Genomic DNA, 19,146 nt, shown 5'->3' with positions numbered 1-19,146 from the left:
AACAAGGCTTGCGCGCATGAATGAATGCTGTTTCTGCTCCACTTCCCTCCGCTGGAATGATCCAGATCAGGTTCAAAGGGTCCGGAGCATGCGCTCCATCTCAGCCGTTAGACTCCCCTAGTGAAATAAAATAGGTCCATATTCAATTTGTATTTTTTCTACTATAGCATACACTGGAGAGATGTAAACCATAATTATCCGAAAAGGCGTTGAATAAATGAAAAATTTACTCGTTACGGGCTATCGCGCGCATGAGCTTAATATTTTTAACCAGAAGCATGAAGGCATCGTTTATATTAAAAAAGCATTGACAGGCAAGCTGGTTCCGCTCATCGAGGATGGGCTTGAATGGGTCATCACACCCGGACAATACGGCGTTGACCTCTGGGCATGCGAGGTCGTCATCGCGCTTAAGGAAATTTATCCGCATCTGAGACTCTCGATTATTGCGGCGTATGCAAATCCGGAAGAAAAGTGGAAGGACGATAAAAAGGAATTTTACCAGCAGGTGCTGAAAGGGGTCGATTATTACGCATCCGTCAGCAATCAGCCGTATAACGGGATATGGCAGTTTAATGCGCGGGACGAGCTGCTCTTCCGCAAGACGGACGGCATTCTGCTCGTTTACGACGAGGATGCGGGCGAGGGCAGCCCAAAGTTTATTAAGGAAAAGGCGCTCAAGAAGCAGCAGGCGGAAGGCTATGAATATATCAGCATAAGCTCGGAGGATATTCAAAGCATCGCGGATGATGACAATTTGCATTCCGAACATTAATGGTTGAAACGGTAGGAGATACATGCGTTCCCAGTGATTTGACAAATCACGGGAACTGCATTATCATCTGATTAGATAGTTATCTAATTAGACGAATGTTAAATATACTATAAAGAGAGGATTTAAAACGATGCAGCTGGATAAAGTTGTCGCGTACCATAAGGCGCTGGCAGATGCGACGAGAATCAAACTATTGATAATGCTCGCTGATGGCGAGCTGAATGGCCAGGAGCTGGCTGAGAAGCTAGGCGTAACGCCTGCTACGGTCACGCATCATGCGACTAAGCTTCGCGAAGCGAGCTTAATTAATGAGCGAAGAGAAAAAAATACGATTTATTTTTCGTTGAACCATTATTTTATTAAGAGCAATGCGAGTGCCGCGGAGCAGCTCATTTACCGAAACGCGGGAACAGAGAGGAGGTTGGAGAGCATGGAGGAGAGCAGCAAGCGATTGCAGGACTCGGTTATCCGAAATTTTTTTACGGGAGAAGGAAAGCTAAAGCATATTCCGGCTCAGCATAAGAAGAAGCTTATCGCGCTGCAGCATATCGTGTCGCAGATGACAAGGGGACAGAAGTATACGGAGAAGGAGATAAATGCTTTTATTAAAGGCTTCCATGATGATTTTGCTACGATTCGCCGGGAATTTATTATGCATCAATACATGTTTAGAGAAAACGACATTTATGAACTGAATCCGCAGGAAATGTGGGCGAAATGGGAGACGTTAACTTAGAGGCGGTGGAAAAAATGATTATACCTATTTTGGGCCTGTAAAGCCCGCAGCTTCCCGGCTAAGATGAACGTATACCATACATTAAGGGAGCTGTTTTATTGTCTGATAGAAGTGAACTTGTTTCACAGTTGCTGTTGACTGCCGAGAAGCTTGGATTAACGGATATTGATCCTGTTATTTTAAGCAAAGGCGGAAATTTGATTATTCATTTGACTCCTCATGAGGTTATTGTCCGGGCAGCTGTTGTTCTATCCGAACAAAATGCAGGGCATGCACATGACATTTTAGAGCGGGAGGTGCGGGTAGCCTTTCATTTGCATAATTATGGCGTGCCCGTGCTGAAGCCCATGCCAGACGCGGGGCCTCACCGCGCCGCAGGCGTGTGGGCGACATTTTGGCGTTACGCGCCGCCTGTGCAGCTCGAGCCCCTTTCACCAAGCGAGGCCGTTGCGCTCGTAAACAAGCTTTCTTTAGCGATGCGCGACTTCGCTGGCCCCATGCCCGTGCTCGGCGTCTGGGAACGGGCTTGTCAGGCGGCTGCAAGGCTGAGCGAACACCCGGATGACCGTATCCAGTCTTTATTGCGGGTTTTTCGGGAGATAGACATTCAAATTCGATCGATTAAACGAGAAGCTTTGATGCCTGCCCATGGAGATGCCCATGCCGGCAATGTGCTTCCAAGCCCGGAAGGCTGGCTTTGGATCGATTTTGAGGATGTATCCTACATGCCTGCTTACTGGGATTTGGCATCGTATATATGCAACCTTGCTTTGTTTGGCGGCTCCGAGGAGCCAACCTATGTTTACTTGATGAGCCAAGCCGAGATGATAAAGGATCCTTCAGCTTTTGCGCTTGCGCTGACGGCGAGGACGTTGCTTGCTACCTTATCCAATCTCGATTTAGCGCTTGTCGGTGACGGGGATTTGCCATTCGCGATCAGGCAGCTGGAGCTTGCGGAAGCTTTTATCAGCAGGATTAACGAGAGGGTTTAACGCTTCCTATTGAATCGAACCTGTATATAGTAAAAAAGCATTGCTATATGTTCTTATTCCTCATACAATAAAGTAAATATCTGGTATGTGCGACTGGCGTAAACGTGGATAACCACGAGGAAGCACTTATTTATATCGCCGTACGCCTGGGCAAAGTATTTGATCTTTGATCAAGTACTTTTTTTTTATGATGAAAGGTCAGGTGTTTACGCATGAAGATGGCATTCATTCTGTTTGACAGCATGACGACGCTGGATTTTACCGGTTTTTATGAAGCGGTAACGTGGATGGGAATTTTGAAAGCAAAGGAAACGATGTCATGGGATTTTTGTTCGAACAAAGAGGAGATAACGGATGATCGGGGGCTTACGATGAAGATCGACCGGGTTCTGCCTGACCTGTCAGCCTATGATTTAGTATTTATACCGGGCGGGTTATCGACAAGGCAGCTCAGATATGATCCCGATTTTATGTCATGGATTCAAACTGCGCGAGATGTGCCGTACAAGGTATCCGTGTGCACTGGGGCATTGATTTTGGGTGCTGCTGGTTATTTGCATGGCAAAAAAGCGACAACCAATCCATCTGCCTACGACCTGCTTGCCCCTTATTGCGAAGAGGTGATTAAGGAGCGTTATGTGAGAGACGGGAATGTTTTTACAGGCGGAGGGGTATCGGCTTCCATTGATTTAGGTTTATTTGTCGTAGAATCCCTTACGAATGAAGCGGTGGCCCGGAAAATTCAAGAGAAGATGGATTATCCTTACTATACTGCGGGTTTGCGAAAATAGAGGTGCCGGGAGGATGGTTTAGATGCAGATTCGTTTGTTGGAAAAAAGCGATCAATCGCAAGTTGAGTACATAATGGCGGGGCACCCGCTGCAATTTCCTCCTTTTATTATGGAGAAGTATCCTGAGCGCTGGCAAGCTTTTTTGGCTATCCAAAATGACAAGCAATGCCGTTACTATGTCTATTTAGCGGAGTCAGGCGAGGTAGCGGGCCATGCCGGATATTTGTTGAACGAAGAATTGGCGCTATATGAAATCGTGGGGGTAGCGGTGTCGCCCAAAAACCAGCGGCAAGGGATCGGGAAAGCCCTGATCGATAATATTTGCAAACAGATAAGAAAGTTGGGAAGGACGCAAGTATTCTCTACACGTTAGGCCATGCGGGCAATGAAGATACGTTGTCCTTCTATCGCGGCATTGGCTTTGAAATGATGAACTGGGAGAACGATTATTTTCAAAAGGATTACCACCGGGTCACCTTCGTCAAAGGCTTATAAAACTGATTTTCATCTAACGAAGGAGGCATGCTGGCAATGAAAGGAGGTTGTCAGGCATTGCAGCCAAGTATACAATGTGTAAGGGGAAAAATAAGGACAATAATTGTTCAAGGAGAGTGCAACAGGTTTGTCATCAAGTGCTATCGCTACAACTTCACTTTCATCTCGTTTTCGTTTAATTACTTTGCTGCTGGTCGTCGTAGTTGCGGGCATGAGCCAAGGGCTGCTGCTTCCGCTGCTGTCCATTATGCTGGAGGACTCCGGCGTTTCGGCGGATATGAACGGCATTAACTCAGCGGCTATGTATATCGGAATTTTCTGTACCATGTTTTTCGTAGAGAAGCCGGTCTTGCGTTTTGGTTACAAAAAAGTGATCGTAGCAGGTATTTCGCTAGTTACGCTTGCGAGCCTGCTATTCCCATTCACCGAGTCGCTTGCCTTATGGTTCGCCTTGCGGCTCCTCGTAGGCGTGGGCGATAGCTCGCTCCATTATGCTACCCAGCTGTGGATTGTAAGCTCAAGCCCTGCCGATCGGCGCGGGAGATACATCTCGTTGTATGGAATGGCATACGGACTTGGCTTTAGTCTAGGGCCGCTCGGCATCAATCTTCTTCCGCTTGGCAGGGCGGTACCGTTTATTGTTTCTAGCCTGTTTTTTGTCACGGTGCTGCTGCTAGTGCTGCGTATGAAAAGCGAGATGCCAGAGCGAGCCCCAAGAGATGCTGCGGCTGAGAATCGGTTCGTTAGAACGTACCGGATGGCGTGGTTCGTGCTTATACCGGGCTTCTTGTACGGCTTGATGGAGGCTTCCATGAACAGCAGCTTCCCGCTGTACGGCTTGCGCATTGAATTAAGCCAGCACTGGATCTCGCTGCTTTTGCTGGCATTCGGGGTAGGGGGGCTGGTTTTGCAGCTGCCGCTTGGTATCTTGAGCGACCGAATCGGACGTAAACCGGTACTGATTGCCTGCGGAATAGTCGGGTCGCTTGCTTTCTTCGCGATTCCTGCCGCCGGGAACAATGTTGTGCTGCTATTCTTGTTGTTCGCAATTGCTGGAGGCGTGGTAGGATCGTTCTACTCACTCGGACTTGCTTATGCGGCTGATATTTTGCCCCGGGCCATATTGCCGGCAGCAAATGTCATCGCCTCGATCCATTTTAGCATCGGAAGCATTATGGGGCCGACGCTCGGCGGTTACGGCATACGTTATGTATCTCCTTCCATTAACTTTCTGTTCTTGGGCGCAGCGTTTCTCGTTTTCGCCATGCTCGGATTCGGATTTCGTCCGAAAAGGCAAGCCGGAGACGTAACCGCGTCGGTGTAGAGGTTTGCAGTAACGATTCAGCCAATTTAACGGGAAAAGACGGATTCGAATACGATTCCCGACACGCAAAATGAGCCTTAGAAGCGATTCTAAGGCTCATTTTTATTTTTGGCCGCTTAAGTTGTCACTCATACTTATTTGCACTGGATGATTTGTGCTTCGTCTCTTCCTTATGTTTCTCATCCTGCACCTGAAGCTTCAGATCCTCTACCGGTATGGGATCAACAGTCTGCTCGCTTTTGAACTTATCGAACAAGCTCTCCTTGTCTGTCGGATATTGCTCGGGGTGATCTCGTTTGCCATTCTTCGCTGCACCGTCTGCATCCTTCTCGAATTCATTCATGCGAATCCACCTCATTTCGTCGTTTCTATGTATGTACCCAAACTTTTGGCGGATCAATCGAAATGGTTGTAACTTTTTCCCAAAATTGGCGTCTAACTTTTATCTGGATAACAAATGGAAGGAAGGTGAACGAGATGAGGGGGAATTGGATGAAGCTAGTCATTGTATCGATTATTGTGGCGGCTGCGGTAACTCCGATGTCTGCTTCTGCTAACGCGGCGAAGGCGCCGCTGCTGGATGGCATTGTATCGATAGATGGAAATTATGCGCTGGACAATAAAGGCGTGTTATGGGCTTGGAATGAGGATACGTTCGAGGCCGTGCGGGTGCTGAGTGACGTTAAGAAGATTTCTGAGCGCAATGCGGCAGTAAAAAAGGACGGAAGCGTGTGGACGTGGGGAAGAAAAACAGAAAGCGTAGCTGCACCGGGCGGCGGGTTTGTTTATTTTAATTCCTTCGATCAACCGGCCCCCGTGGAGGGGCTTAGTAACGCAGTCGACATCTCTGGCCAGTATGTGCTTAAAGCGGACGGAACCGTTTGGTCGCTAGGAGGATTATGCGAGTACCAGCTGCCTTCGGACGCCTGTGCCGCAGGAGCAAGCGTGGAGGAGAAGCGCAAGCCAGGCCGGATCGGCAAGCTTACGGATATCGTGGCGATTGAGGGAGGAGGATATTTTCCGATTGCGCTCGCAAAGGACGGTACGATGTGGATTTGGGGAAGAGACAAATATAATGAGCCATTTCTTCCTAGTAAAGTGCTGGATAATACCGAGACTAACCCAACGATTTTCAAAAAAGCGGCATCCATCTCTACAGGTATGGCGATTAGCGCATCATGGGATGTCTATTTAATGAACCGATATGCTATTTATGGGCTATCCATTCCTAATTTCAACCTTGCGAAGCTGGCTCCAAAAGTGGCAGCAGTTGCAGGGGCGATGGATGATTTAGGGGATTTCTCCGCCTTCTCCTACGTTCTCATGAAGGATGGCTCGGTGTCGTATTGGATTTGGCCGAATGTGGATAAGAAGCTTTATCCATTAAAAGGGCTTAGCCAGATAAAGGCGGTTAGCGCTTTGAGCGAAGGTGGAGGCACGGCGCTTCATAAGGATGGCACTGTCTCGTCATGGGCTCGGATGAGCAATTACTACGGAGATGACAAGTTCAAATATAACCGGAAAATCATCCCGAAAAAAGTTGTCAAAGGGATCGGGATTCGTTTGAATGGCAACTATCAGCTCGTAGAAAAGCAGCCTGCGATGGTGAACGGCTCCGTGCTCATCCCGGTTCGGGGATTGTTCGAATCACTTGGCGGCACCGTCAGCTATGCGAATGACATCGTAACCGTCAAATTTGGCGCGCAAACCATCAGGATGGAAGTGTGGAAGCAGGAAGCGACTGTAAACGGTACAGAGGTGGAGCTGGCTGAACCCGTGCAGATCATCCGCGGAAGTACGATGGCGCCGCTGCGTTTCGTTGCTGAGTCGATGGGAGCAAGCGTAGTCTGGGATGCAAAGAACAGGGAAGTGCAGCTTGGATTGTAGCAAAGGCATCGACACAAACGAGGCAATCGCCGTACAGATTAGCGACGAATCATTTTTGAAGGCAAACTACGAGGGTGAGTATGAAGGAAATCATTTTAGCTGGAAAAATGTTTTTCTTTATCTTGCGGGGCTATTCGTGCTCGTCATGGTCATCCTCTTTGTGAAAAACAATTGGAAGTGAGACCAAGCGCGAGGCGCTGAGGGGGATATGAATATGGCAATGCCAACACATATTGTGGCAGTAGGCGGCATCGTTGAGGATGAGCATGGAAACATTCTGCTCGTCAAAACGCAGCATGACGGCTGGGTTTTTCCTGGCGGGCAAGTGGAGGTTGGTGAAAATTTGATAGACGCATTAAGCAGAGAGATAAAAGAGGAAAGCGGGATCGACGTCATTGTCACTCAATTGATAGGCGTCTATTCCAATACAGCGACTTATAAATGGCATGACGGAGTAACGGATGTGCCTACCAAAGTAATGCTTGACTATGTCTGCAAGCCTGTAGGCGGCCAATTGTGTACATCGGAAGAAACCTCGGAAAGCTGCTGGGTCGCCAAGAATCAAGTGCTAGATCACATTACGGCGCAGGCTATTCGCACCCGTTATCAAGCGTATTTAGACTTTTCTGGAAAAATAGCTTATATGGACTATGTAACGAAACCCGAGTTTGAGGTGAAATTGAACAGGACGATTTAAATAACGATAAAGCAGACAGTTGATTATAAAAGATTTTTACCTTTATCTGGGGAATGGGCTGCTATATGATGAGGCTAAAAAGATTAGGGGTAACGCCATGTATACTGGGCCTACAGCTTTGCGGTCCGTCCTAGACCAGAACTATTTGCAGTATGGTTTAAGCGACCAATATGATATTGGGCAGTGGAGCGAGTGTTTGTTTTGGCTGCGAGGCTTGAACGATACCTATCGCGTTCGAACGTCTAAAGGGTATTATATTCTACGTGTCTATCGTCAGGAGATCAAAGAGCAGGATGTTTCGTATGAGCTATCTTTGTTGACACAACTCAAGGCGCTCTTAAGCTCCGAGCACACGGGTGTAGCAGAACCAATAGCTAAAAAAGACAGTCGTTATTATACCGTAATCGATGCAGCTGAAGGTAAAAGGGCCGCTGTCCTTTTTCGATTTATTACGGGTACGGAGAACAGGCTGCAAGACGAAGAGTCCTGCTACGCTTTCGGCAAGTCTGCTGCTGAGCTGCATGCGGCTATGGATCAGGTTGTTTTGGATCAGCACCGTTATGAGTTGGATACCAAGTTTCTTATTGATCAACCGTTAGAGCGTATTTTGAACTACATAGGCGAAAATCATGAGTCAGCCCCTTTTCTGCAGCAGTTTGCGCTTGCATTAAAAGAACGGATTACTGCTGCCGCTGATCAAGGGTTGGATTTTGGCATTTGTCATGGTGACATGCATGGGAATAATAACGCGATGGAACAAAACGGACATTTCACCCATCTCGACTTTGAATGGGCTGCCAAGGGCTGGCGAGCCTATGATCTTGCGCAAGTTCGGGCAAGAAAAAGGCAGCAACCAGAGACAAAGGAGCAGCTATGGCATGCTTTAATGGCGGGTTATCGGTCTGTCCGACCATTTTCGGTGCAGGATGAAGCGGCGATTGAGCTGTTTGTTTTTGCTCGCAGATTTTGGGTGATGGGCCTTGATGTTGCTTTTATCCATAGCGATAACGGCGCCATTGATTACACGGAGGATTGGCTTGACGGATTTATAGCTGAATTTCGCAAAACGAATTTGGTTTAGCCATGCATAAGCGAGTGGGTGCGGCGGTTCAGCAATTAATAGCTTTTAGCTCATTCTAGAACAAAACGAAGCCACCGCCCAAGATACATGGACACACATCTATAATTGTTACTTTTGAGACAGCCTCTTATTTTTTTCATCAATCATGTAGAATAGATGAAAAGGGTTTATAAGAGGGGGTAAATAGATTGAAGCAATGGTCAAGAGAAATTGAGATAAACACTCCTATTGAACATGTATGGTCTTATTTTGATGGTTCGTTAGAACAGATGCAAAAGATTATGCCTCAAGTGGCAGAGAATAAACCAGTCCGCATTACTGAAGAGGTTGTCGGCAGCATATATCGTCAAAAGTATAAAGAAGGCAAACGCATAGAGGAATATGACGTTCACACGCTAGAATATGCGAATAATCAAAAGGACAAGAAGATGAAAATCGGGTTCACATTGGCAAATATCTTTGAGATCACTGCTTTATATGAACTGCATCGAATAAATGACCAGAAAACAAAGCTTAAATACACAGTTACCAATAAAGCATTGAAGTGGTTTGCAAAGCTGTTTATGCTATTTGCGACGGAGAAGATCGTTGTTAAATTTTTAGAAGATGTAAAAAAGGTTGCTGAATCAGAAGCTTAACCTATGTCATCCGTACATATAATCTAGCCCCAAATCCCCCTGCCCTTGCCTTGGCAGGGGGATTTTTTGTTCAGGTCAATGCAGCAAGGAAAATGTCGTAATTTCAGTATTGCGCTATAACGCATTTTTATATATTATAACATACATACGCTATAGTGTACTTTTGTGCGCTGATAAAACGAGAGTGTTTTTTAAACTTAAACCTAACTGATACGAGGTGGCATACGGATGAGAAACCAAAGATTATCTTCCATTTTACATCGGGAACTTGACGAGCTTCGAAACCGGGGGCTGTATCCGACGATTGATTCGCTGGAAGGAGCAAACGGACCTGTTATTCGGTTGAAAGGCAAGGAACTGGTGAACCTCTCTTCCAACAATTATTTGGGACTGGCGACGGACGGAAGATTAGTGGACGCTGCGGTTCAGGCAACGATCAAGTACGGAGTGGGAAGCGGGGCTGTACGGACGATTAACGGGACGTTATCGCTGCACGTTGAATTGGAAGAGAAGCTGGCTGCGTTTAAAGGAACCGAAGCCGCCGTCGCTTATCAATCGGGCTTCAACTGCAACATGGCGGCGATTTCCGCGATCATGGGTGAAGGGGATGCCATTCTGTCGGATGAGCTCAACCACGCCTCCATCATTGACGGCTGCCGGTTAACGAAAGCAAAGGTCATTCGGTACGGCCATTCCAACATGAGCGATTTGCGGATTAAGGCACAGTCAGCAAGGGAATCGGGTGTATTTGATAAAATTATGGTCATTACGGACGGCGTGTTTTCAATGGATGGCGATATCGCGAACCTGCCTGAAATCGTAAAAATTGCGGAAGATTACGACCTGATCACATACGTGGATGACGCGCACGGCACAGGGGTGCTTGGCGGAGGAGCGGGTACCGTGAAGCATTTTGGCCTTTCCGATCACATCGATTTTCAAATCGGAACCCTGTCCAAAGCAGTCGGAGTGGTCGGTGGTTACGTGGCGGGAACGCAGGAGGTCGTTGACTGGCTCAAAGCGCGCAGCCGTCCGTTCCTCTTCTCTACGTCGCAGCCGCCGGGAACGATTGCGGCATGCATTGCAGCGATCGGTATTATCCAAGACAGCAAAGAGCTGCAAGAGAAGCTGTGGAACAACGCGGCATATTTGCAGAATGGCCTCAAGAAGCTTGGTTACTCGATTGGCCATACGGTGACGCCGATCACGCCTTGCCTTATCGGCGATGAGCAGTTGACCCAGCGCTTTAGCGCGAAGCTGTATGAAGCAGGCGTCTACGCTAAATCCGTCGTATTCCCGACCGTGCCGAAGGGAGCGGGGCGCATTCGCAACATGCCTACTGCCGCGCACACGAAAGAAATGTTGGACCATGCGTTAACCGTATACGAGCAGGCGGGACGCGAGCTTGGCATCATCCTTTAGGAGGAATCGATATGAGGCGTATTCTTATTACCGGCGCGTTTGGGCAAATCGGCAGTGAATTGGCTATTCGGCTGCGTCAGATTTATGGCAATGATGCGGTTATGACGACAGACATTCGGCAAAGTTCCAGCGAAACGGCACAATCGGGGCCGTTCCAAACGCTGGACGTAACCGATGGCAAAGCCTTTTATCATGCGGTGAAATCGCATCAGGCAGATACGATTATCCATCTTGCGGCTTTACTGTCCGCGACGGCAGAAGCATTGCCAATGCACGCATGGCAGTTGAATATGGGAGGGCTGCTGAACGCGTTGGAGGCGGCAAGAGAGCTTGATTGCCAGCTCTTCACGCCGAGCTCGATTGCGGCATTCGGCATGGAGACGCCGAGAAACGGTACGCCGCAAGACACCATGCAGCGCCCTGCGACGATGTACGGCATCAATAAAGTGGCCGGAGAGCTGCTCTGCGATTATTATTTTCATAAATACAAAGTGGACACGAGGGGACTTCGTTTTCCTGGATTAATCTCCTATACCGCTCCTCCGGGAGGAGGGACGACCGATTATGCGGTCGACATGTACGTAAGCGCAGTGAAGACCGGCCGCTTCACCTCGTATATCGATAAAGGGACCTTTCTGGACCTCATGTACATGCCAGACGCAATCAATGCGGTTATTAAGCTGATGGAGGCGGACGCGTCCCGGCTTAAACATCGAAACGCCTTTAACGTGACGGCAATGAGCGTTGACCCTGAAGGGATTGCGGCCAGCATCCGCAGGTATATACCAAGCTTCGAGCTCGATTACGGCATTGATCCTCTAAGGCAATCGATCGCGGACGGTTGGCCGGATGCGATCGATCCGTCGGCGGCTCGCGAAGAATGGGATTTCGACCCTGAGTACGATTTGGATTGGATGACTGATGATATGCTCTCTAATCTCAAAGGAAAATCGACTTATAGCAAGACAAGTGCGAATCTGTTATAATACGCTTAACTTTGGCTGTATGACGGTTTGAAAAGAGGCTTCGAGAGATGGAACAGATACACAAGAAGGTCGGAAAAAATTTGCTGGCTATTCGAAAATCACGCGGCTTAAGCCTGGATAATATGGCCGAAATGACCGGCGTGAGCAAGGCGATGCTCGGGCAGATTGAACGCGGGGATTCGAATCCGACGATCTCGGTGTTGTGGCGAATCGTCAACGGGCTAGGCATCTCGTTTACGACGCTTATCGAAGACGTAGATTCGGAAGTAACGGTAGCGACGCCCGGCAATTTGGAACTGTTTTCGGAAGAAGACGGCGCTTATCGCGCTTATCCGATGTTTCCGTACAGCTTGCGAACGAAGCTTGAGTCTTACATGGTCACAATTGAACCTGGCTGCTTGCACGGCTCCGAGCCCCATAACGACGGGGTAGAGGAATATATTTTTGTTCATCAAGGTGTCTTGGAGCTTACGCACGACGAGGAGTCTTACGAAGTGCCGGCGGGCAGCGCTGTTCATTTTCATGCGAACCGGGCGCATTGGTATCGCAATACGGGTTCCGAAGCCGTACATTTCTTTACGGTTATCTTCTATGCCGACGCTGCGGCACGAGGATAATGAAGATCGCGTTGCTTAGGAAGAACAAAGGAGCTATGCGCACACAAGCCGCTTAGCTCCTTTTTTATTTTCAAATTCACACGTTTGCAGATTAAATCCTTCACACACATCTATAATTGTTGCTTTTGGGACAGCCTCTTTAAATAATTTCATTGACACTTATGTTTTCCAGTTGGTATACTATGGAACATTACATATTTCCGATCAAAACTATCGGAATTAAATTATAATGGAGGTAATGTTCATGAGAAAAACACAATCATCGTACACCAAACTGCTAGTAGCACTCCTCTTGTCCGTCTCTGTCATTTTCACACAATCCGCAGCTTTTGCCGCATCGCCAGCTGCTCCTGTGTCTCAGGTTTCACAGGTATCGCAGGAGGATGGCGCAGCACAGTATAAGCTGTTTTTAAAAGACAAGTTTGATGTCAGCCTATCGGGCAAAGTAACTAAAGGTGACTTCATTAAAGCGGTAGCGGATATTCTTGGCTACAAGCCATCCGGCAAAGAAGTAACGTTCTCCGATGTAAAATCCGGCAGCGAATGGTTTGATGCTGCGGCAGCTTTGTACGAGAAAGGCATTTTGTCGGGACCAGCCATTCAGGGCGAGCAGGTGCTAACTACTTCGGTAGCGGTATCGATTGCGGTTAGAGCAGCAGACCTTAAAGAGCTTGCTTATACATACCCGGAAGCTAAAGTGAATAAAGCGTTGACTAAGCTGAACGTAAAAAGCAGCGCGCTTGGCACAAAAGGCGCTCAAGAAACTGCTGCTGCGGTTGACACCGGTTTGCTGACAGCTGACCAATACGCCAACTTTAAGCCCAAAAATGCAGCTAGCGAGCAATTGATCAACACGCTGTTAGGTAAAGTATTGATTACAAAAGGCCTTTACAAAAAGTATATCGGCTATGTGAACGATGGCGATATTTTCGCGAAGCTGAGCAACGCATACAATACTTCTGATATTATTAATGCTCCTAAGCTGCAAGAGCTTGTAAATACGGCACTAAAACAGGATTTGATTACAGGCTACAACATTAAGGATTCCCGTTTCAACGCTAACTTCGTTGACTCCTTATCCCTCATTTATGGACATTCCGATTTTAACCATGCGATTCAGCTGATCGGCTTGCTTCGCAGTGAAGGCTTAAATGCAAAGGTACAATTTGAGCCAAAAACATCTGCTTTTATCTTCTTGGCTGAGTGGGGCACACCTGGACCAAATGTCGTAAAAATTGAAAATGGCAACTATATTTCTTACTCCAAAGAGTATGATCTTGCCTTTGAATTCGCGACAGCAGCAGATAAAGCCGCTTTCCAAGACGTTATTTTGAAATACGCTAAAAAAGATAAAGCAGACCAAACAGGTCTGATCATTGCTTCATGGTGGCAGCCGCTGTACTATTCCCAAACGGAATTGAAGGATTATGAAATTATTACGAACAACTTTATTACTGATCCGGATAGCCCGTATACGGTAAATCCTTTCTCCCTTAACGAGGATTCCGCGAAGGTAGTTGCAGGCTTGAAAGCGATCGACCCTAGCGTGAACGTTACGCCGATTCAATTCTGGGTAGATAAACCGTTCTACAGATATTTGCATGACGAAGCGGTTTAATACCAATTCAGAAGAATAATGATGAAGAGCAGCCCTGACCGTCATTGATGGTTGGGGCTGCTTTATGTTATCGTTCAAAGTAAAGGAGCTGCTATCTTATGACTGCGATTGCACAGGCGCTTGAAGCACGATTTAGGGAAAACGAAAACCCGGAACATGCATTGCCCATGGAAGCATACATGCGCGGCCAATTCGTTTTTTTGGGCATTAAAACACCAGAGCGGAAACAACTGCTGCGAGAGTTCTGGAAGCATAACGAGAAGCCTAAGGGCGAGGAGCTGCTGCTAACAGCGGAATACCTGTGGCAGCTAATCGAGCGGGAATTCCATTATGTTGCGATGGGTCTGCTTGAAAAATACAGCAAAGAGGCTGCGCCTGCTCATATCGAGAGGCTGGAGCGGTGGGTAACGACCCATTCGTGGTGGGATACGGTTGATTTTATAGCGGCGCATCTCGTTGGTTATCATCTGTCGAAATACCCGGCGTTAATAGCGGAGCACACAGAGCGCTGGATCGTGTCGGACAACCTGTGGCTGCGCCGCACGGCGATTCTTTTTCAGCTCAAATATAAGCATCATACCGATGCAGCGCGATTGTTTGGATACATAGGCAAGACGAAGGATGAAAGCGACTTTTTTATAAGGAAGGCGATCGGCTGGGCGCTGCGCGAATATGCAAAAACCGATGCATCGAGCGTGCATCGGTTCGTTATGGAAACGGCGCTCTCCCCGCTAAGCAGGAAGGAAGCGCTGAAGCATATGCTTTAGCTTAAAGCGGCTTTTTAACTCCAAGCTGCTGCCTTGACGATGAGTAATACAGCCAAGTGGCTGCAATGGCAATAACAGCAATGACGGCCATTCCCCAAAAAATATTCGAAAAAGCGCTGCTGAGCGGAAGCTTGCTTTGTGATGCGAGTACGATTCCGCTGATCGCCACGCTGAACGCACCGCTGATGAACTGCGATAGCTGGAATAAGCCCATACCTGCGCCTACATGCTCACTAGGCAAAATGCGTGACAGCTCGTTGGATACGCTCGAATTTAAGGCAGAGAAGCCAACGCTCATTAAAATATAGATAACCATAATGACGTAGATCGAACGATCTGCAAACAAGGCAAATGAAATGGCAGCGAGCAGCAAAGGCAATGGCGCAAGACGAAGCAGCATGCTGTTGCCGTGGCGATCGATGATTTTGCCAATTCGATTCGACGACAGCATCGCGACGAGCGCTCCCGGGAAAATGATCAGGCCGGCTTGACCGGGCGTCAGCTTGAATAAGTGAATGAGCACCTGCGGCAGCAGGAACAGCGTTGCGAAATTGTTAATATACGAGACGATGCCAAGCGTAATCAGACGGATATACCTTTTATTCCGGAACAAAGTGGGCTGTACAAAGGGATTTACGGCACGATTAATGCGAAGCCAAAATAATACGAGCGCCGTAATTCCGACAATGAGAGCAATCCAGAAATGGTTCGTAATATACAGCAGTACGCCGGTTGATCCGATACCGACAAGTAAAGCGCCCAAGATGTCGAAGGTGCCTTTGCTAACCGCTTCATCCGGGAGCAGTTTATAGAAGACAGGAATAAAGAGCAGCGAAATGCCGGTTACGATGAACAGGTCGTTCCAGCCTAAATACTGGGTGATCGCGCCGCCGATTACCGGACCTAGCCCAAGCCCAAGCGATGCGGCGGAAGTAATAAGCGCCATCGATTTGCCTCGTCTGTCGAGTGGAATAAACCTCGTAATAAGGACGATGGTCAAGCTGAGGACGGAGCCAGCGCCCGATGCCTGAATGAGCCGAGCGACGAGCAGCAAAATATAATGATGGCTAAAAAAACCGAGCACAGACGCGCCGCCCATTGCAATTAATCCAATCATAAGCAAACGGCGAATGGGAACGAAGTCGGAGAGCCTGCTGTAGGTAATGGATGAAATCGCAAAGACGATGGAATAACCGGTTATGATCCATGAAGCAGCGGAGGAGGAAAGCATAAACTCTGCCGTTACTTGCGGAAGCGCTAGATTGAACATCATCGTATTCATAATGACGATGATGACGGTTAAGCCAAGCAAAGGAACAACAAGGCCGTCACGAAAAGCGGGCCGAGCCTCGGCGGTTAGTGTTGGGGCGGTAATCGTTGCAGTGTTTCTCATGGAAACCTCCAAAGGGAATATTTGTCACTGAATTTATTGTTTTCATTGTACGACGATTATCGTACTATGAGAATATAGCATGATCCGTAATATCAAGCAATGAATAATTAATTGGAGAGGAGCGAAGCGGATTGAAAATTTTATTCCATCCCAATCGCGAGGATATCGAGCTTACTTCCGTGCTCTATGCATTAAGCGATCCCATTCGTCTCAGCATCGTTATCGAAATTGTGAAAAGCGGCGAGCAGCCCTGCGGCTATTTCGACTTTCCAGTAGTCAAGTCTACGATGACCCATCATGTTCGGACGCTGCGGGAGGCGGGTGTGCTGAATGTTCGCAAGCAGGGCACCCAGCATTTTTTGACGCTGCGCTCAGAGGATTTGAATATGCGCTTTCCCGGACTGCTCACGGCAATTTTACAGACTGCTTCCGTATAAAAACGTATGGAAAAGTATTTAATTTCTCGTCCTTTTACGCTAAAAAGAAGCTGCACTTTAGCAACGAGAGAAGGAACATCCGTGAGTACGCGCAAAGGCTTGAGGCTTCGATTTGTATTAGGACTATTAGTGATAGGCTCCGTTCTTTTAACCGCCGTTATAGGCGGTTATTTTGCATGGGCGGCGAATGAGGCTTCTTTAAAATCGGGTTAAAGGAAATCCGATTAGACGGATTAACAGGTCTTGCGAACAGGAAAACATTTGATTTGACCATACGGGAGTGGCTGGAGGAAAAAATTCCGTTCGCGCTAATTTTGCTCGATATCGACTATTTCAAAAAAATCAATGATGAGCAAGGCCATCTCATTGGCGATGAGGTATTGATGCATACGGCTTCGCAGATATTAGCTTTCTCCAGAAGCGAGGATCTATGCTGCTATAATTCCAACTGGCAGTCCGATCTACGTATCTATCGGCATTTCTGTGTCGATCGCTGGAGGTGCGGATGTTAAGGAAATCATTGAGATGGCGGACAAAGCGCTTTATCAGTCCAAAACGAAGGGCAGAAACCGAACGACCGTATATAAAAAAGAACAGGATGGCTAGCTCGCTAGCTATCCTGTTCTTTTTTCATTAAGGCTTCTTCAACAAGGCGCGAAAGCAGTATAATCGGCCCCATAAATCAGAATGGACAGCATCTGGCGGCGGCGTCCATTCAAAATCGTTCGCAAACGTCAGGCCCGCGGACTCTACGGCACGGTAAAGCTGCTGCAAGTCGACAGTGGGGTAATCAAAGGTGAGCGCGACTCTGCCTCCCCGCTTAACCACTCTGGCGAATTCTTTTAGGCTGAGATCCTGATCCACGTGTCTGAGATGCTCCAGTACGGAAATGCAGAAGACGATGTCAAATTGACCATTTTCATAAGGGAGATCGGTTATGCTCGCTTGCGCGTACCGTACGTTCGAATAGCCCTGATGGGCGATAATGGACGAGAGGGCTTCTTGGCCAACGTCCTGGATGATTTCTTGTTTGATTGCCTCCCATGAGACAATCCGGGGATCAAAATCGCACGCATGAGTCTCCTTGCATAGTCCGCCCAAATAAAACTTTAACGGGTGGGAAATCCCGCATGCCGCATCAAGCGCGATATCGCCAGGAGCTGCGAGCGACCGGCACCATTCGTATTCATATGGACGACTCCACCATGTTTCTGGCAAAGGATAGATAAGTGTATCCGTCTTTGCATCGGCTGCTGTGAAGAAGCGAGCTTTCTCAAGGCGATTCACATTTGGGTCTAACATCGGTTATTTCTCCTCCCGCGGAATGCGAATTTTCTCCGGGTTTGCACATGAAGCCCATTTTACAAGCTTATGATTCAGGTGGGGGAATATGTATAGCGAGCCATTACAAATGCTTTCACTTTTTTGGAGGATTGTGGTATGTTATCTGATCATGCAGGGGCAAGCGGCAGTCGGTTGAATAACCGCAAGCTGGATTATTGTTTTTATGATTAAAAGGGGCTGGGTGGATGGCGTTATCATACTCATTTCAAGTGTTTCCTCGGATGGAAACGGAGCGGTTTATTTTGCGCAAGACGCAGGAGCGGGATACAAAAGATTTGTTTGAGCTTTATTCGGAAGAGGAGGTCGTCAAATTTACCCCGTTGCTCCCTTTCTCGGCTGAGGAAGAAGCGTGGCAGGAAATGAATTGGCATTTGGAGATTTTTGCTCAGCAAATAGGCATCAGATGGCTGATCGAGGAGAAGAGCACAGGGAAGGTGATCGGTACCTGCGGTTTCTTGCATTACATGAAGGAGTATGCCCGTACTGAAATCGGCTATGATCTGGCACCAAGCCATTGGCGCCAAGGCGTTATGAGCGAGGTAGCGGCGCCGATTGTTGCTTTTGGCTTCAACAGCATGAAGCTGTACTGTATCGAAGCGAAGGTAGATCCGGCAAATCAAGCCTCGATCGGGCTGCTGTCCAAGCTTGGGTTCAAGCAAGCCGGCGACGTACGGGAATATGAGATTGAAAAGGGAACCTTCGTGGAGCTGCTTGTATTCTCGATGCTGAGGAAGGAATTTTCTATGCTGGAAAAGGGTTAAACGGCTTTCGAAAAGGCAGCGTAGCGCGTATAATAGAGAGAAGCGAATGGTTGCGAAGTAAGTTTTTTTCCAAAAACTTTTTAGGAGGGCAAAATCATGTCCATTAGCAAGGCGAAAAAAGCAAGGCAGAAGCTGGCACAGCAAGGGCGAATAACGCCGGATGTGCTGCGAGGCAGCTGGCAGGGCGTCAATCCAACGATCAAACGAACACCGACCCTACAGGAGAAGCAAGCAAAACTAAATAAGAAACACCGAAGGAATCACGCGAATTACAGCGATGGTTCCTTTTGCATTTATAAGAGGCAAAAGGCGCAAGTCACGGCGGGTTAGCTCCCTTTGAATTTCGCAATTTTGATATGGTAAAATGAAAGTTGCGTATATAGAA

At 47.8% G+C, this 19,146-nt stretch carries 25 protein-coding genes and 2 riboswitches; of the genes, 22 read left to right on the top strand and 3 right to left on the bottom strand.

What is annotated here, in order from left to right; translation table 11 throughout:
* Positions 1–26: 26 nt before the first annotated feature.
* A riboswitch (TPP riboswitch) is annotated at positions 27–129 on the bottom strand.
* Positions 130–217: 88 nt separating this feature from the next.
* From A7975_RS12245 to A7975_RS12220, 6 genes are all read left to right on the top strand, one after another.
* Positions 218–775 (top strand): SLOG family protein, encoded by a 558-nt coding sequence (locus A7975_RS12245; protein WP_065385280.1) that lies wholly within the window; start codon positions 218–220, stop codon positions 773–775.
* 130 nt (positions 776–905) lie between these two features.
* Positions 906–1,511, top strand: coding sequence for a DUF2087 domain-containing protein (locus A7975_RS12240; RefSeq protein WP_065385279.1), 606 nt, complete (start codon positions 906–908; stop codon positions 1,509–1,511).
* 98 nt (positions 1,512–1,609) lie between these two features.
* Positions 1,610–2,503 carry an aminoglycoside phosphotransferase family protein gene (locus A7975_RS12235; protein ID WP_065385278.1) on the top strand — a complete coding sequence of 298 codons (894 nt, stop codon included), beginning with the start codon at positions 1,610–1,612 and terminating at the stop codon, positions 2,501–2,503.
* A 79-nt stretch (positions 2,504–2,582) separates the two neighbouring features.
* Positions 2,583–2,662, top strand: a riboswitch (ZMP/ZTP riboswitch).
* A gap of 53 nt (positions 2,663–2,715) precedes the next feature.
* A complete protein-coding gene (locus A7975_RS12230) occupies positions 2,716–3,294 on the top strand; it encodes a DJ-1/PfpI family protein (RefSeq protein WP_065385277.1) in 579 nt (192 codons plus the stop codon).
* A gap of 22 nt (positions 3,295–3,316) precedes the next feature.
* Positions 3,317–3,667 carry a GNAT family N-acetyltransferase gene (locus A7975_RS12225; protein ID WP_065385276.1) on the top strand — a complete coding sequence of 117 codons (351 nt, stop codon included), beginning with the start codon at positions 3,317–3,319 and terminating at the stop codon, positions 3,665–3,667.
* 249 nt (positions 3,668–3,916) lie between these two features.
* Positions 3,917–5,113 carry an MFS transporter gene (locus A7975_RS12220; RefSeq protein WP_065385275.1) on the top strand — a complete coding sequence of 399 codons (1,197 nt, stop codon included), beginning with the start codon at positions 3,917–3,919 and terminating at the stop codon, positions 5,111–5,113.
* 124 nt (positions 5,114–5,237) lie between these two features.
* Here the strand turns inward: A7975_RS12220 and A7975_RS12215 are convergent, their stop codons facing one another.
* On the bottom strand, positions 5,238–5,456 hold the full coding sequence (locus tag A7975_RS12215; RefSeq protein WP_053376990.1) for a hypothetical protein: 219 nt from the start codon (positions 5,454–5,456) through the stop codon (positions 5,238–5,240).
* Positions 5,457–5,605: 149 nt separating this feature from the next.
* Here A7975_RS12215 and A7975_RS12210 point away from each other — a divergent pair, with 149 nt between their 5' ends.
* The 10 genes from A7975_RS12210 to A7975_RS12165 all read left to right on the top strand — a co-directional run bounded on the left by A7975_RS12210 (position 5,606) and on the right by A7975_RS12165 (position 14,826).
* Positions 5,606–7,000, top strand: coding sequence for a stalk domain-containing protein (locus tag A7975_RS12210; protein WP_065385274.1), 1,395 nt, complete (start codon positions 5,606–5,608; stop codon positions 6,998–7,000).
* A complete protein-coding gene (locus A7975_RS12205; protein ID WP_065385273.1) occupies positions 6,990–7,181 on the top strand; it encodes a hypothetical protein in 192 nt (63 codons plus the stop codon). The genes A7975_RS12210 and A7975_RS12205 overlap by 11 nt, the downstream gene beginning before the upstream one ends.
* Before the next feature lie 33 nt (positions 7,182–7,214).
* Positions 7,215–7,697 (top strand): NUDIX hydrolase, encoded by a 483-nt coding sequence (locus A7975_RS12200; RefSeq protein ID WP_065385272.1) that lies wholly within the window; start codon positions 7,215–7,217, stop codon positions 7,695–7,697.
* 97 nt (positions 7,698–7,794) lie between these two features.
* Positions 7,795–8,778 (top strand): phosphotransferase, encoded by a 984-nt coding sequence (locus tag A7975_RS12195; protein WP_065385271.1) that lies wholly within the window; start codon positions 7,795–7,797, stop codon positions 8,776–8,778.
* Between the two features lie 188 nt (positions 8,779–8,966).
* Positions 8,967–9,416: an SRPBCC family protein gene (locus tag A7975_RS12190; RefSeq protein ID WP_065385270.1), complete on the top strand. Its 450-nt coding sequence runs from the start codon at positions 8,967–8,969 to the stop codon at positions 9,414–9,416.
* A 228-nt stretch (positions 9,417–9,644) separates the two neighbouring features.
* Positions 9,645–10,838, top strand: a complete 1,194-nt coding sequence (locus A7975_RS12185; RefSeq protein ID WP_053376985.1) for a glycine C-acetyltransferase — start codon at positions 9,645–9,647, stop codon at positions 10,836–10,838.
* Positions 10,839–10,849: 11 nt separating this feature from the next.
* Positions 10,850–11,824, top strand: a complete 975-nt coding sequence (locus tag A7975_RS12180; protein WP_053376984.1) for an NAD-dependent epimerase/dehydratase family protein — start codon at positions 10,850–10,852, stop codon at positions 11,822–11,824.
* A gap of 47 nt (positions 11,825–11,871) precedes the next feature.
* Positions 11,872–12,441, top strand: coding sequence for a helix-turn-helix domain-containing protein (locus A7975_RS12175; protein ID WP_065385269.1), 570 nt, complete (start codon positions 11,872–11,874; stop codon positions 12,439–12,441).
* A gap of 244 nt (positions 12,442–12,685) precedes the next feature.
* Positions 12,686–14,059 carry an S-layer homology domain-containing protein gene (locus tag A7975_RS12170; RefSeq protein ID WP_065385268.1) on the top strand — a complete coding sequence of 458 codons (1,374 nt, stop codon included), beginning with the start codon at positions 12,686–12,688 and terminating at the stop codon, positions 14,057–14,059.
* A 98-nt stretch (positions 14,060–14,157) separates the two neighbouring features.
* On the top strand, positions 14,158–14,826 hold the full coding sequence (locus A7975_RS12165; protein ID WP_065385267.1) for a DNA alkylation repair protein: 669 nt from the start codon (positions 14,158–14,160) through the stop codon (positions 14,824–14,826).
* Between the two features lies 1 nt (position 14,827).
* Here A7975_RS12165 and A7975_RS12160 read toward each other — a convergent pair whose 3' ends face one another.
* The gene (locus A7975_RS12160) at positions 14,828–16,219 is read right to left on the bottom strand and encodes an MFS transporter (protein WP_053376980.1); all 1,392 of its coding nucleotides are present in this window, start codon (positions 16,217–16,219) and stop codon (positions 14,828–14,830) included.
* A 131-nt stretch (positions 16,220–16,350) separates the two neighbouring features.
* Here A7975_RS12160 and A7975_RS12155 point away from each other — a divergent pair, with 131 nt between their 5' ends.
* The 4 genes from A7975_RS12155 (at position 16,351) to A7975_RS34860 (ending at position 17,262) form a co-directional block, all read left to right on the top strand.
* Positions 16,351–16,656: an ArsR/SmtB family transcription factor gene (locus tag A7975_RS12155; protein WP_053376979.1), complete on the top strand. Its 306-nt coding sequence runs from the start codon at positions 16,351–16,353 to the stop codon at positions 16,654–16,656.
* A gap of 81 nt (positions 16,657–16,737) precedes the next feature.
* Positions 16,738–16,869: a hypothetical protein gene (locus A7975_RS34870; RefSeq protein WP_255314267.1), complete on the top strand. Its 132-nt coding sequence runs from the start codon at positions 16,738–16,740 to the stop codon at positions 16,867–16,869.
* 53 nt (positions 16,870–16,922) lie between these two features.
* Positions 16,923–17,168, top strand: coding sequence for a diguanylate cyclase (locus A7975_RS34865; protein ID WP_065385266.1), 246 nt, complete (start codon positions 16,923–16,925; stop codon positions 17,166–17,168).
* On the top strand, positions 17,140–17,262 hold the full coding sequence (locus tag A7975_RS34860; protein WP_255314266.1) for a hypothetical protein: 123 nt from the start codon (positions 17,140–17,142) through the stop codon (positions 17,260–17,262). The genes A7975_RS34865 and A7975_RS34860 overlap by 29 nt, the downstream gene beginning before the upstream one ends.
* A gap of 27 nt (positions 17,263–17,289) precedes the next feature.
* Here A7975_RS34860 and A7975_RS12145 read toward each other — a convergent pair whose 3' ends face one another.
* Positions 17,290–17,958 carry a class I SAM-dependent methyltransferase gene (locus A7975_RS12145; RefSeq protein WP_065385265.1) on the bottom strand — a complete coding sequence of 223 codons (669 nt, stop codon included), beginning with the start codon at positions 17,956–17,958 and terminating at the stop codon, positions 17,290–17,292.
* Between the two features lie 227 nt (positions 17,959–18,185).
* On the opposite strand from A7975_RS12145, the gene A7975_RS12140 reads away from it, so the two are divergent.
* Positions 18,186–18,761 carry a GNAT family N-acetyltransferase gene (locus tag A7975_RS12140; protein WP_053376976.1) on the top strand — a complete coding sequence of 192 codons (576 nt, stop codon included), beginning with the start codon at positions 18,186–18,188 and terminating at the stop codon, positions 18,759–18,761.
* Between the two features lie 96 nt (positions 18,762–18,857).
* A complete protein-coding gene (locus A7975_RS12135; RefSeq protein WP_053376975.1) occupies positions 18,858–19,091 on the top strand; it encodes a hypothetical protein in 234 nt (77 codons plus the stop codon).
* Positions 19,092–19,146: the final 55 nt, after the last annotated feature.

The sequence above is a fragment of the Bacillus sp. FJAT-26390 genome, from assembly GCF_001682865.1.
In the GTDB taxonomy this organism is placed as follows: Bacteria; Bacillota; Bacilli; order Paenibacillales; family Paenibacillaceae; genus Pristimantibacillus.
This window is presented reverse-complemented; position numbering and strand designations above follow the sequence as displayed.